The organism is Serratia sp. L9 (genome assembly GCF_050632285.1).
In the GTDB taxonomy this organism is placed as follows: Bacteria; Pseudomonadota; Gammaproteobacteria; order Enterobacterales; family Enterobacteriaceae; genus Chania.
In genome coordinates, this window is sequence record NZ_CP192591.1 from 1,926,906 (window position 1) to 1,940,587 (window position 13,682).

Annotated in this window: 7 protein-coding genes and 6 pseudogenes; 11 read left to right on the forward strand and 2 right to left on the reverse strand. The window is 53.9% G+C overall.

Going from position 1 to position 13,682, the window contains the following annotated elements; translation table 11 throughout:
* Positions 1-3 precede the first annotated feature (3 nt).
* A complete protein-coding gene (locus ACQ86O_RS09195; RefSeq protein WP_431224975.1) occupies positions 4-660 on the reverse strand; it encodes a DUF1190 family protein in 657 nt (218 codons plus the stop codon).
* A gap of 355 nt (positions 661-1,015) precedes the next feature.
* Between ACQ86O_RS09195 and ACQ86O_RS09200 the strand changes: the two are divergent.
* The 4 genes and pseudogenes from ACQ86O_RS09200 (at position 1,016) to dhaM (ending at position 5,304) form a co-directional block, all read left to right on the forward strand.
* A pseudogene (locus tag ACQ86O_RS09200) lies at positions 1,016-2,115 on the forward strand (glycerol dehydrogenase).
* 49 nt (positions 2,116-2,164) lie between these two features.
* The gene (dhaK, locus tag ACQ86O_RS09205; RefSeq protein WP_431224976.1) at positions 2,165-3,232 is read left to right on the forward strand and encodes a dihydroxyacetone kinase subunit DhaK; all 1,068 of its coding nucleotides are present in this window, start codon (positions 2,165-2,167) and stop codon (positions 3,230-3,232) included.
* Between the two features lie 9 nt (positions 3,233-3,241).
* Positions 3,242-3,880 carry a dihydroxyacetone kinase subunit DhaL gene (gene dhaL / locus ACQ86O_RS09210; protein ID WP_431224977.1) on the forward strand — a complete coding sequence of 213 codons (639 nt, stop codon included), beginning with the start codon at positions 3,242-3,244 and terminating at the stop codon, positions 3,878-3,880.
* Positions 3,877-5,304 (forward strand): dihydroxyacetone kinase phosphoryl donor subunit DhaM, encoded by a 1,428-nt coding sequence (gene dhaM / locus ACQ86O_RS09215; protein ID WP_431224978.1) that lies wholly within the window; start codon positions 3,877-3,879, stop codon positions 5,302-5,304. Before dhaL ends, dhaM begins: the two co-directional genes overlap by 4 nt.
* Positions 5,305-5,412: 108 nt before the next feature.
* On the opposite strand, the gene tolC is transcribed toward dhaM, so the two are convergent.
* A complete protein-coding gene (gene tolC, locus ACQ86O_RS09220; protein ID WP_431224979.1) occupies positions 5,413-6,840 on the reverse strand; it encodes an outer membrane channel protein TolC in 1,428 nt (475 codons plus the stop codon).
* Between the two features lie 289 nt (positions 6,841-7,129).
* Between tolC and nudF the strand changes: the two are divergent.
* The 7 genes and pseudogenes from nudF to ACQ86O_RS09255 all read left to right on the forward strand — a co-directional run.
* Positions 7,130-7,761: pseudogene (gene nudF / locus ACQ86O_RS09225) on the forward strand (ADP-ribose diphosphatase).
* Positions 7,762-8,187 carry a DUF1249 family protein gene (locus ACQ86O_RS09230; RefSeq protein ID WP_431224980.1) on the forward strand — a complete coding sequence of 142 codons (426 nt, stop codon included), beginning with the start codon at positions 7,762-7,764 and terminating at the stop codon, positions 8,185-8,187.
* A gap of 26 nt (positions 8,188-8,213) precedes the next feature.
* Positions 8,214-9,041: a 3',5'-cyclic-AMP phosphodiesterase gene (gene cpdA, locus ACQ86O_RS09235; protein WP_431224981.1), complete on the forward strand. Its 828-nt coding sequence runs from the start codon at positions 8,214-8,216 to the stop codon at positions 9,039-9,041.
* Positions 9,041-9,615, forward strand: a pseudogene (gene yqiA / locus ACQ86O_RS09240) (esterase YqiA). Before cpdA ends, yqiA begins: the two are co-directional and overlap by 1 nt.
* Positions 9,616-9,682: 67 nt before the next feature.
* Positions 9,683-11,576: pseudogene (gene parE / locus ACQ86O_RS09245) on the forward strand (DNA topoisomerase IV subunit B).
* Between the two features lie 65 nt (positions 11,577-11,641).
* Positions 11,642-12,537 (forward strand): annotated as a pseudogene (locus tag ACQ86O_RS09250) (LysR substrate-binding domain-containing protein).
* Between the two features lie 89 nt (positions 12,538-12,626).
* A pseudogene (locus ACQ86O_RS09255) lies at positions 12,627-13,625 on the forward strand (LacI family DNA-binding transcriptional regulator); the annotation flags it as partial.
* Positions 13,626-13,682 lie beyond the last annotated feature (57 nt).

A 13,682-nucleotide genomic window follows, 5' to 3' on the forward strand; every position in this document is an offset into this window, starting at 1 on the left:
GCCTTAACCGCCCATGCTGCGTGAGCTGGAGGTTGCGTTGCTGCGCTGCATGCTGGTCTGTTTGGCAACGCTTTCACCGAAACCACCACGGGTCACGGTATTGGTCACTGCCGGTTTTGGTGCCATTGCGGTTTTAGGTACCGTCATGCTGCGCCCGCCAGCGGTGGCTGGGCCGTAGCTTTTACCGGAGGCGTCAACGAACTTGCCGTTTGCCGGGCTGGCACCGTTTTTGGAGGTGAACAGTGGCTGCTGTGCGTAGCCCCCTCCGCCCATCATGCGGCCCATCATATAGCCCGCCATCAGAGGCATCCACATGCTACCGCTGCTTTGTGATTCTGCCGCCATGCCAGCCTGTGCGGGTGCTTGTGTACATTGCGCTTCACCGAATTCGGCAACGCAATCTTCACGGGTGGCGTACTTAGGTGCGGTTTTTTCTGCTTCTTTCATCGCGTTGTTGTACGCGGTGGTGCATTGCTCACTCATTGACGGGTTAGCGCGTGAGCAATCGTCTGCATTCTGATACAAAGAAACCGTTTCATCCGCCTGTTCGCAGCCGGCCAGCATAAAGACTGCGCTGAATGCCAAAGCCACGGGCGCAACACGGTAGTTGCCCCAGGATTTGCGGAAGGTGTCTTTGTTGATGTTTTTTGTCCGTTTCATCGATATATATCCCAACATTTAGGCTGTATTCGCCCTTACCCAGTAGTGGCGGTAAGAATAGGGGAAATATGGTCAAAATTAAAGCTGAAATACCCCATAGAATCTACTCTTTACGCAGTTATACGTTAGGGTGTGCGCCAGTTCGCTTTACGGGTTATTAATACATCAGCAGTGTTACATAATAGAGCGTAATACCTGATGCTATGTTCCATTATGTAACGTTTTTTCGCTTGCCCGTTTACCTATAAGCAGGTCGAATAGTCAACAACATAACAACGTGTTGGCATTGCATAGCACGTATTTTCACCTGAGTTCTGAACGCTACCATCGTTAACTTTCCTGCAAGGAGTCAGTTATGTTGAGAATCATTCAGTCCCCCAGCAAATATATTCAAGGTGTAAATGCCTTAGCGTCTGTTGGCGAATATGCCAAATCACTTGCCGATAATTACTTTGTGATCGCCGACGATTTCGTCATGAAACTGGCGGGCGATACTGTGATGGGCAGCTTGCAACAACAGGGCGTGGAGTATCACGCCTGTACCTTTAATGGCGAATGTTGCCATAAGGAAATCAAACGCCTCGGCCAGGAGTTACAGGCCCACGGTTGCAAAGGGGTGATGGGTATTGGTGGCGGTAAAACTCTGGATACCGCCAAGGCTGTCGCTTATTACCAGCATGCCCCGGTGGTGCTGATACCGACCATTGCCTCAACGGATGCACCTACCAGCGCATTGTCAGTGATCTACAGTGAAAACGGTGAATTTGAAGAGTATCTGATCTACCCCGCCAATCCGAACATGGTGGTGATGGACAGTGCCATTATCGCCAAAGCCCCGGTGCGCCTGCTGGTCGCGGGCATGGGGGATGCACTCTCCACCTATTTTGAGGCGCAGGCCTGCTTCGATGCCCAAGCCACCAGCATGGCAGGGGGAAATCGACATTGGCGGCGCTCAGCTTGGCACGCCTGTGCTATGAAACGCTGCTGACCGAGGGAGTCAAAGCCAAGCTGGCGGCTGAATCTGGCGTGGTGACCGAGGCGGTGGAGCGTATTATTGAGGCCAACACCTATCTGAGCGGTCTTGGTTTTGAAAGCAGTGGCCTGGCGGCTGCGCATGCCATTCACAACGGTTTTACCGTGTTGGAAGAGTGTCACTCACTGTATCACGGCGAGAAGGTGGCATTTGGCACGTTGTCGCAGTTGGTGCTGCAAAACAGTTCAATGGCGCAGATTGAGACGGTGATGGCTTTCTGCCAGCAGGTTGGATTGCCGATCACCCTGGCAGAAATGGGGGTCACCGGCGATCTGAAACAAAAAATCCGCCAAGTGGCCGAGGCGAGCTGTGCCAAAGGTGAAACCATTCATAATATGCCCTTCAGCGTCACGCCTGACAGCGTAATGGCGGCGATCCTGACGGCAGACAAACTGGGCAGCGCCTGGTTGCAACGGGCATAAATCATTGGGCGCGAAGCCGCGCCCAATGTTCCCAACAGAGGAGTGGACCGTGAAAAAGCTTATCAATAAGGTTGAATCGGTACTTAACGAGCAATTGCTTGGCCTGGGTGAAGCCCACCCAGAACTGTTGGTGCACCAGGAGCCGGTGTTTGTGACCCGGGCCGTTGGGCCTATCCAGGGCAAAGTGGCGATCCTGTCCGGCGGTGGCAGCGACCATGAGCCCATGCACTGCGGTTTTGTTGGTGAAGGGATGCTCGACGGTGCCTGCCCCGGTGAGATTTTTACTTCGCCAACCCCAGATAAAATGTATGAATGTGCCCAGGTTATTGATGGCGGCTCCGGCGTATTGCTGATCATCAAGAACTACACCGGCGACATGCTGAATTTTGAGACGGCGACGGAATTGCTTCATGACAGCGGTATGCCTGTCGCGACCGTGACGGTAGATGACGATGTGGCGGTCAAAGATAGCCTGTACACCGCTGGGCGGCGTGGCGTGGCCAACACGGTACTGATGGAGAAACTGCTCGGTGCTGCTGCGGTAAGGGGCGACAGTCTGGATGCCCTGGAGATGCTGGGCCACAAGATCAACAATCAGGGGCATTCGCTGGGGATTGCTCTTGGCGCCTGTACCGTCCCGGCTGCCGGGAGGCCTTCATTTGTGCTGGCGGATAACGAAATGGAATTCGGCGTTGGCATTCACGGCGAACCGGGGATCGAGCGGCGCCCATTTACCACCCTGAATAATGCGGTGGATGACATGTTCCATACGTTAATCGATCACGGCAATTATCAACGCACGATCCGCGTGTGGGATCGCTTAAAAGGAGCATGGCGCGAGGAGAGTCAGAGCAAACGCGCCCTGACAAGGGGTGATCGGGTGATTGCGCTGGTCAATAACCTGGGATCAACGCCGCTTTCTGAATTGTATGGGGTTTATCATCGTCTGGCTGAGCGTTGCGCCGAGGCTGGAATGATCATCGAACGTAATCTGGTGGGATCGTATTGTACTTCGCTGGATATGCCGGGCGTTTCTATCACCTTGCTGCAGGTAGATGACGAGCTGTTGTCTCTGTGGGATGCGCCAGTGAAAACCCCGGCGCTGCGTTGGGGCTGAGGAGGGGGCATGACATTAAGCAAACAGCAGATTGTTGAGTGGTTGATGCGTTGTGGCGGGGTTTTCGCCGACGAGCGTGATTTTCTGACCCAACTGGACACGGAAATCGGTGATGGTGACCATGGTCTGAACATGAATCGGGGTTTTAACAAGGTGGTGGAAAAGCTCCCTTCGGTGGCGGATAAAGACATTGGGTGTATTCTCAAGAACACCGGTATGACGCTGCTTTCCAGCGTAGGCGGGGCCAGTGGCCCGTTGTTTGGCACTTTCTTCATTCGTGCAGCCCAGGTGGCCGATGCTAAACAGAGCCTGGATCTGGCAGAGCTAAAACAGATGATCCAGGAGGGGGCGCAAGGCGTAATGATGCGCGGCAAGGCGGATCTGGGGGATAAAACCCTCTGTGACGTCTGGGGGCCGGTGGTCGACAGCCTGGAACAGTCGTGTCAGCAACGCCTTGGCATGAGGCAGGCGCTGCAACTGGCTGGCGCAAGGGCGGAGCAGGCTGCGCAGGCCACCATTGTTCTGCAGGCCCGTAAAGGGCGAGCCAGTTATCTGGGGGAGCGCAGTATTGGGCATCAGGATCCCGGTGCAACTTCCGTAATGCTGATGATGAAAACCTTGGCGGCCGTGGCGGAGGAAGCTGGATGATTAATATCGTGGTGGTATCACACAGTGTGCGATTGGCGCAGGGAGTTGAAGAACTGGCGCGTCAGATGATGCGGGGTGACGGTTGCAAACTGGCTCTGGCGGCGGGCATCGACGATGACGAAAATCCGATGGGTACCGACGCGATCAAGGTGATGGCGGCGATCGAATCGGTCTCTGACGGGACGGGGATCGTGGTGCTAATGGATTTGGGCAGCGCGTTATTGAGCGCGGAAACCGCACTTGAACTGCTGGATCCGGAGCTGGCTGCGCGTGTCACCCTGTGCTCCGCACCTCTGGTGGAGGGCACGCTGGCCGCAGTGGTGGCCGCTAACTCTGGCGGCAGCCTGGAACAAGTGCTGGCAGAGGCACAGGAGGCTTTACAGAGTAAGCAAACGCAGCTTGGCGAGGCAATCCCCACCCGTGAGTCATTAAACCTGCCATTGAATCAGGGAAAAAGCCTGAGCTGGAAGGTGCGGAATCCACTTGGGTTACATGCCCGTCCGGCAGCACGTCTGACAGAGGTGTTATCCTCCTTTGATGCCGAACTGGTGCTGGAAAAACACGGGCAGTGCGCCAATCCGCGTAGCCTGAATCAGTTGGCCATGTTGCAGGTCCGCCAGGGTGACACTATCCGTCTGATCGCCGATGGCATTCAGGCCGACGAGGCGTTGGCAGCTTTCAAAGCCTTGGCAGAGCAGAATTTTGGTGAAACCGTCTCCGAGCAGCAGCCTTCGTTGCATGGCATCCCGGTAGAAGAGAGCATCAGCAGCGGGCCGGTATTTCAAGCCCGAAGCTTTTGGCCACAGACTTTGGCGCGTCATGTGGGGGCCGATGATGTACTGAACGAACAGCAACGTCTGCGTATCGCATTGCAGCATACGTTGAGTGATCTTAACAAGCTGGCGGAGCGCACCGGCACCCTGATCGGCAAACCACAGGCCGCGATTTTTGGCGCACACAGCATATTGCTTGACGATCCCGACCTGCAACAGGCTGCCTATACCCGGATAGCTCAACGGCAGTGCAGTGCCGAACAGGCGTGGCAGCAGGAACTGGAACAGATCGCCGCTGATTACCGGGCGCTGGATGATGAGTATCTGCGGGCGCGGGAACTGGATGTGCGTGACATACTGCGCCGCACGTTAAGCCATCTGCAGCAGCAACCTATCCCGGCTATCGTGCTGAATGAACCTTCTATTCTGGTGATGGATGAACTGATGCCTTCCGAAGTGGTAATGCTCGATCGGCGCATGGTGCTCGGCATTTGCCTCAGTGGTGGCCACGCGCTGTCACATACCGCCATCCTTGCTAAAACGATGGGGATCCCGATGGTGGTAGGGATGCACGGATGTCTGAGCAAGACCCGCAGTGGTCAGAAAGCGATGCTGGATGCGGCACGAGGCGTGTTGCAACTCAGCCATTAGGATCGTCATCAGCTATGGCATCCTGCTGAGAGATGGCAGGCGGATTAAGGAATAAAAAACGGAGCGCGGCAGATGCCAGGCTCCGTGTGATCAGGGCAAGCGGAGAGATCAGTTGCTGGTTGCTGGCCGGGTGGTGCTGGAACCATCAACATACGCATCTTGCGCCGATGTGGGTGGTGCCACCACGTCGGGTGCGGTTGAGATGGGTTTGCCCAACGTCCCGTTCAGCATCATCAGATCGTTTTCGTTCAGCGTGCCGAGCGCCGATTTGATGTTCAACTGGTTAATCAGATAAGAGTAACGTGCATTAGAAAGCTGCTGCTTGGCGTTATACAGCGTGGTGGTGGCATCCAACACATCAACGATGGTACGCGTACCCACTTCATAGCCGGCTTCTGTTGCATCCAGAGAGCTCTGGGCAGAAACCACCGCCTGTTTGTAAGCGCTGATGCTGCTGATAGAGGCAGAAACGTTGTTGAAAGAGGAACGTACCGTTTGAACTACGCTGCGGTGCGCGCTTTCCAGTTGCTCACTGGCACCGACGAAGTTGTACTGCGCCTGTTGCACCTGGGAGTTGGTTGCGCCGCCGCTGTAAATTGGCAGGTTAAAGGTGACGCCAACCTGGTTCTGACCATTAATGGAGTCGTTCCCACCCCCGCCACCGGCGATATTGGCTCTGGATCCACTGTATTTGGAATTTGTGATCCCGGTAGAGGCGTTCAGATCGACCGTTGGCATATAGCCAGTTTGCGCCGATTTGATCTGCTCACGGGCCAGATCCTGGCTTAAGCGGGCAGACAACAGGCTCAGGTTGCGGCTTTCCGCCTCTTTCAGCAGGCTGTTAACGGCGTCCGGGCGCTTGGTACTGAATTTGTCGGTATTCAGCGAAGCCAGTTCCGGGTAGAAGGTGCCGGTAATTTGGCGTAACACTTCCACTGCGTTATCCAGATTGTTACGTGCGGTCACTTCGTTGGCCAGCACGGTATCGTAGTTGGCACGGGCGTTCTGCACGTCGGTAATGGCTACCAGGCCCACGTTAAAGCGTTGGGTGGTTTGATCCAAGGTGCGGTAAACGGCCTGTTTATTTGCCTGGGTGTATGACAGCGCATCAATAGCCTGTAATACGTTGAAATAAGCGGTTGCGGTATCAAGGATCAACTGCTGGGATGAAGTCTGAAAAGTTACATCGGTAATGCCGGCGGCCTTTTCCTGCAGCGTCAATGCACGCCATTTAGACATATCAAAGATGGTCTGGGTCAGCCCCAATGAGCCTTGGGTGGTATTGCTGTTGAGACCATTAGCATCGCGGAAGCCATTACCATAGGTATAACCGGCAGATAAGCCAAGCTGTGGCAGTAAAGGGCTGCGCGCTTCGTTAATTTTTTCGTAGGCCGCATCACGGTCAGCAGCTGTTTTACGCAGATCCGGGTTACTTTCCCTTGCCTGTTTGTAAACCTGCAACAGGTTCTCTGCCTGGCTCATGGTACTGAAGCCGCCCAGGCTCAGTCCGATAAGAAGGGGGAGCAGTTTCTTCATTTGCATTCCTTGTTGTGCAGCAATATTGCTATGTTAGCGCTGACGATAGACGAATAGTTGCCGATTCTAGCAGAGTCTGCCGATCGCTCAAGGTGGCTTAATGTGCCATCTCACAGAACTTTTACCTTACTGGACGCTACGTTGACTTACACTTGACTGTTTGCATCGGCGCCACCTGATATCATGGTTCACAATCTAACACAAAGCTGGGGAAGATAACCCTGCCGTTTCTGTCATCAAAACCGTTAATCTTACCGGCATAATTATATAACACAGGAGAATTTAGCCGATGACCTCATCGCAACCTTCGCCCGTTACTCTCGACGAAAATGATGTAGAAATTATTGCACGGGAGACGCTATACCGTGGTTTTTTTCACTCAATTTATATCGCTTCCGTCATCGCCTGTTCAATGGTGAGATGAGTGAGGAGGTAAAACGCGAGATTTTTGAGCGCGGTCACGCGGCGGTATTGTTACCCTATGATCCGCTAAGAGATGAAGTGGTGCTGATTGAACAACTGCGGATCGCCGCGATCGATACCTCAACTTCCCCCTGGTTGCTGGAAATGGTGGCGGGGATGATCGAAACTGGAGAAAGCGTTGAGGATGTTTGCCGCCGCGAGGCATTGGAAGAAGCTGGCGTGGTGGTGGGGCGTTGCAAGCCGGTGCTGAGTTATCTGGCCAGCCCTGGCGGCACCAGCGAGCGCCTGTCGATTATGGTTGGCGAGGTTGATGCCCTGACGGCTGAGGGGATCCACGGGTTGCCTGAAGAGAATGAAGATATCCGTGTCCACGTGGTTAGCCGTGAACAGGCTTGCCGCTGGGTTGAAGAGGGCGCGATTGATAACGCCGCATCAGTGATTGCATTGCAGTGGCTGGCGTTGCACCATGAATCGCTCAAAGCAGAATGGGTCAACTAAATGCAAAAGCGCTATACGCCAGATTTTCCAGAAATGATGAGGTTGTGTGAAACCAACTTCGCGCAATTACGGCGTTTGCTGCCGCGAAACGATGAAGTTGATGAAACCATAACTTATCAAGTGAATAGCGCCCATTATCGTCTGACGATAATTGAATCCACACGTTATACCTCGTTGGTACAGATTGAGCAGACTGCGCCCGCGGTCAGTTACTGGAGCCTGCCTGCGATGACGGTGCGGCTGTATCATGATGCGATGGTTGCGGAAGTGTGTTCCAGTCAGCAGATCTATCGGTTTAAAGCGCGTTATGATTATCCGAACAAAAAGTTGCATCAACGTGACGAAAAGCATCAAATTAACCAGTTTCTTGCTGATTGGTTGCGCTACTGTTTGGCGCATGGAGCGATGGCGGTTCCGGTTTGTTAAAAGACTGAAATAACAAAGGACACCATTTGGAAAGCCTGTTTAGACTGCCCGTGGCTGGTGGGGCCAAGGTCAGGATCTTACAAATAACAGATACCCACCTTTTTGCTGGCAACAACGAAACCTTGCTCGGCATTAATACCTATTCCAGCTATCACGCGGTGCTGGATGCGGTCATCGCGCAGCCGCGTGAATACGATTTGATTGTGGCGACCGGCGATCTGGCGCAGGATCATTCACAGGCGGCTTACCGGCACTTTGCAGAAGGGATTACCCGTCTGCCTGCGCCCTGTGTGTGGCTGCCCGGCAATCACGATTTTCAGCCTGCGATGGTGGACGCGTTAGCCGCTGCCGGGATCTCGCCTTCAAAGCAGGTTCTGCTGGGGGATAACTGGCAGATCCTGTTGTTGGACAGCCAGGTCTTTGGTGTGCCGCACGGTGAGCTGAGCGACTATCAACTGGAGTGGATGGAACGCTGCCTGCAGGCGCACCCAGAGCGCTTTACGCTGCTGTTACTGCACCACCATCCGTTGCCTTCCGGCTGTACCTGGCTAGATCAACACAGCCTGCGCAACCCGCATATGCTGGCGGCCATTCTGCTACGTTACCCGAAAGTGAATACCCTGCTGTGTGGGCATATCCATCAGGAACTGGATCTGGACTGGCATGGGCGTCGGTTGTTGGCCTCGCCATCTACCTGTGTGCAATTCAAACCGCATTGTACTAATTTTACTATTGATGACGTCTCCCCTGGCTGGCGCTATCTGGACCTGCTGCCGGATGGCCGGGTGGAAACCCAGGTGTGCCGGTTGGAGAACGATAATTTCCGCCCCGATATGGACTCGGACGGTTACTGATGCCTTCAACACTACTTTATCTGCATGGTTTTAACAGTTCACCACTCTCGGCCAAGGCAACCGCTTTTAAGGCGTGGCTGGCCGAGCATCATCCTGATCTCGATATGTTGGTACCCCAGTTACCGCCTTATCCGGAGCAGGCGGCAGAAATGCTGGAGGAACTCGTGATGGCGAGAGCGGGTCAGACAATGGGTATCGTCGGCTCCTCTTTGGGTGGGTATTATGCAACCTGGTTATCGCAGTGCTTTTCTCTGCCAGCGGTAGTGGTAAACCCTGCGGTAAAGCCATTTGAACTGTTGATAGACTATCTTGGCCACAACGAGAACCCCTACACCGGGCAGCAATATGTGTTAGAGTCACGCCACGTTTATGATCTGAAAGTGATGCAGATCGATCCCTTGGAGTCGCCTGATTTAATCTGGCTGCTGCAACAAACGGGCGATGAAGTTCTCGATTACGGGCAGGCCGTGGCTTATTACACCGCCTGCCGGCAAACGGTGGAGTCGGGGGAAACCACGCTTTCGTCGGCTTCGAGCACTACTTCCCGCAGATTGTGGATTTTTTAGGGCTATGACACCGCTGCAACCTTCAGTTGCGCGGATATACGGTACCTTCCCTCAACCACGAAAAAATAATCAACGATGACTCAATCCAGCTATAACGCTGATGCCATTGAAGTACTCAGCGGTCTAGAACCAGTGCGCCGTCGTCCAGGTATGTATACCGACACGACGCGTCCGAACCACCTCGGCCAAGAGGTGATTGATAACAGCGTCGATGAAGCGTTGGCAGGCCATGCCAAGCGTATCGATGTGATCCTGCACGTCGATCAGTCCCTGGAAGTGATTGATGATGGCCGTGGCATGCCGGTGGATATCCACCCGGAAGAAGGCGTGCCCGCGGTGGAACTGATCCTTTGCCGTCTGCATGCGGGGGGCAAGTTCTCCAATAAAAACTACCAGTTCTCCGGCGGCTTGCACGGCGTAGGGATCTCAGTGGTCAACGCCCTGTCGAAGCGGGTTGAGGTAAACGTTCGCCGTGATGGCAACGTATACAGCATCGCGTTTGAAAACGGCGATAAAGTGCAGGAACTGGCTATCACTGGCACCTGCGGCAAGCGCAATACCGGCACCAGTGTCCACTTCTGGCCGGACGAGCAGTTCTTTGACAGCCCGCGCTTCTCGGTTTCCCGCCTGTCTCACCTGCTGAAAGCCAAGGCGGTGCTGTGCCCAGGCGTTGAAATCTATTTTATCGACAAGGTAAATAACACCGAGCAGCGCTGGTGTTATCTGGACGGCCTTACCGATTACCTGATGGAAGCGGTGAACGGCCTCATTACCCTGCCGGAGAAGGCGTTTGTGGGTAATTTCGCGGGTGATACCGAAGCGGTGGATTGGGCGTTACTGTGGCTGCCGGAAGGTGGCGAACTGCTGACCGAAAGTTACGTTAACCTCATCCCGACCATGCAGGGCGGTACTCATGTCAACGGTCTGCGCCAAGGTTTGCTGGATGCGATGCGTGAGTTCTGTGAATTCCGCAATATCCTGCCGCGTGGGGTGAAGCTTTCTGCAGAAGATATCTGGGATCGCTGTGCCTACGTGCTATCGGTAAAAATGCAGGATCCGCAATTTGCCGGGCAGACTAAAGAACGTCTCTCCTCCCGCCAGTGCGCGGCGTTTGTCTCTGGCGTAGTGAAAGATGCCTTCAGCCTGTGGCTGAACCAGAACGTTCAGGCGGCGGAACAACTGGCTGAGTTGGCCATCTCCAGCGCCCAGCGCCGTCTGCGTGCGGCGAAGAAAGTGGTGCGTAAAAAACTGACCAGCGGGCCTGCACTGCCAGGCAAACTGGCGGACTGCACCTCACAGGATCTGAGCATGACCGAATTGTTCCTGGTGGAAGGGGATTCGGCAGGCGGTTCGGCCAAGCAGGCGCGCGATCGTGAATATCAGGCGATCATGCCGCTGAAAGGTAAGATCCTTAACACCTGGGAGGTTTCGTCCGATGAAGTGCTGGCCTCTCAGGAGGTGCATGACATCTCTGTGGCGATCGGCATTGACCCGGACAGCGAAGATCTGAGCCAGTTGCGCTATGGTAAAATCTGTATCTTGGCGGATGCGGACTCCGATGGTCTGCACATTGCGACGCTGCTGTGCGCGCTGTTTGTACGCCACTTCCGCACGCTGGTAAAGGGGGCACGTTCATGTTGCGATGCCACCGCTGTACCGCATCGACCTGGGCAAAGAGGTCTTTTACGCCCTCGACGAGGAAGAGAAAGCCGGTGTGCTGGAGCAGTTGAAACGCAAGAAAGGCAAACCGAACGTCCAGCGCTTTAAAGGGCTGGGTGAGATGAACCCGTTGCAACTGCGTGAAACCACGCTCGATCCTAATACCCGCCGCTTGGTGCAATTGACTATAGACGACGAGAATACCGATCAAACCATGGCCATCATGGACATGCTGTTGGCGAAGAAGCGTTCGGAAGACCGCCGCAACTGGTTGCAAGATAAAGGCGATACGGCTGAGCTTTCAGCCTGATACCCGTGGGGGCCGGAACTGCGGCCCCTAGTTTTAACCTGTGCCATCCCTCTTAGGCGCGCCGCATGAAAATCACCCTCGAAGAATTGCTGGCCTATACCTCGGTAGTCGACAGCGGCTCAATTACCGCCGCTGCCGAACAGCTCGGCCAAACCACCTCTGGCATCAGCCGTGCGCTCAGCCGCCTGGAAAAGAAGCTCGACACCACCTTATTGCGCCGCACCACGCGCCGGTTGGAGTTGACCGAAGAAGGGAAGAGTTTTTGGCCCACGCCCGGGAAATTATCAACGCGGTGGAGCATGCCGAAGAGCAGATGGCACTGCGCCGTATGAGCCCGGCAGGGAGGCTGCGGGTCAACGCCGCCGCGCCCTTTATGGAGCACGTTATCGTGCCGTTGGTCGCGGGTTTCCGCCAACGTTTTCCGCAAATTGAGCTGGAACTCAATACCGATAACCTGATTATCGATCTGCTGGAAAAACGTACCGATATCGCCATCCGTATCGGTGCTCTGCGAGATTCCACCATCCATGCGCGCCTGCTGGGATCCAGCCGTTTACGCATTCTCGCCAGCCCGGACTATATTGCCCGCTCTGGCGCCCCGCGCAGCGTTGAAGAGCTGAATCAGCACAGCCTTCTGGGGTTTACCCAGCCTGAATCGCTCAATCTGTGGCCGCTGCGCCATCATCTTGCCGAGCATTTCGCTATTACCCCGACATTATCGGCCTCCAGCGGTGAAACGCTGCGGCAACTGGCGTTACGCGGGGAGGGGATTGTTCAACTGGCGGACTTTATGACGCAGGAAGATCGGCGGCAAGGGCGACTGGTTCAGGTGCTGGAGCAGGAAACGCTGGATGTACGCCAGCCGATCAATGCCGTGTATTACCGCAATACTCAACTGGCTGCGCGGATTACCTGTTTTCTGGATTATGTCAGCTCACACATCAATGCGCAGACTCTGTAGGCCATAGGGAATATATAAGAGTGGCAAGGCATTGCTGTCTTATTTACAATAGAAAATCAGCTCCACTATTTGACCTCAGAGGCGACCCGGTGGCAAAAGGAAACAGTAATTCGACAATTATTGATATCGCACAGCGCGCTAATGTGACAAATATAACGGTATCACGAGCATTTAATAAACCCCATCTGGTCAAGCCAGAAACCAGAGAGAAGATCTTGGCGATCGCCAAGGAGCTGAATTATGTCCCGAATGCATTTGCTCAAGGGTTGAAAAATAACAGCAGCCAGATAATTGGCGTCGTCACCAGCAGCATTTATAACCCTTTTTATTCCAGCCTTATCCAAACGGTTTCACGTATTGCCCGCAACAAAGGTTATCAGATTATGCTTTTCGATTCTGACGGCAGTGAATCCGTGGAAAACCAGGCGATTCAGTCACTGTTCAGCTATCAGGCGAGAGGGATTTTGCTCTCTGCGGTGCGCGACGACAAAGACTATTGCCCTGATTATCTCAACTTAGCGGACGCTTATAAAATACCTATTGTATTGATTGATAGGGATATTTATAGAAAGAACCTTAGCGGTGTTTTTCTCAATAATATTGAGATTGGGGTGCGGGCAGGGCGTTATCTGGCAGACCAACCTGAAGAGCGATTACTCATTATTGGCGGGCCAGAGGATTCGGAAATTACTAAAGATCGTACCGCAGGTATTATGGGCGCGCTGATCGGTAATAATAAAAAAGTCCAGGCTATCTATGGCGATTATACTTTTAATTCGCAGGACCAACAGTTAAAAACGCTATTGAAAACTGAAGGCTCGTTACCACAATATATTGTTGGGTTAAATGGCATTATTACCCTTGGGGCCATATCTATCTGCCACCAGCTTGGTATTTATGACCAGATAAAATTCTTTTCTGTGGATAATCCTCCTTACGCTGCGGCATATGGCCAACAAATTCCCGGTGTTTATCATGATACGGTCTTATTGGGCGAGAAAGCTGCAGATATTCTGTTTCATGCTATTGAGTCTGCTAAAAGTGGCGCTGAACCACGGCGTGAATATGTTGCGGGTGAGTTGGTGACGGGTAAAAGGGGGAATAACGCTTGTCACGCAGATCGGGTATTAATCTACCCGACCTGC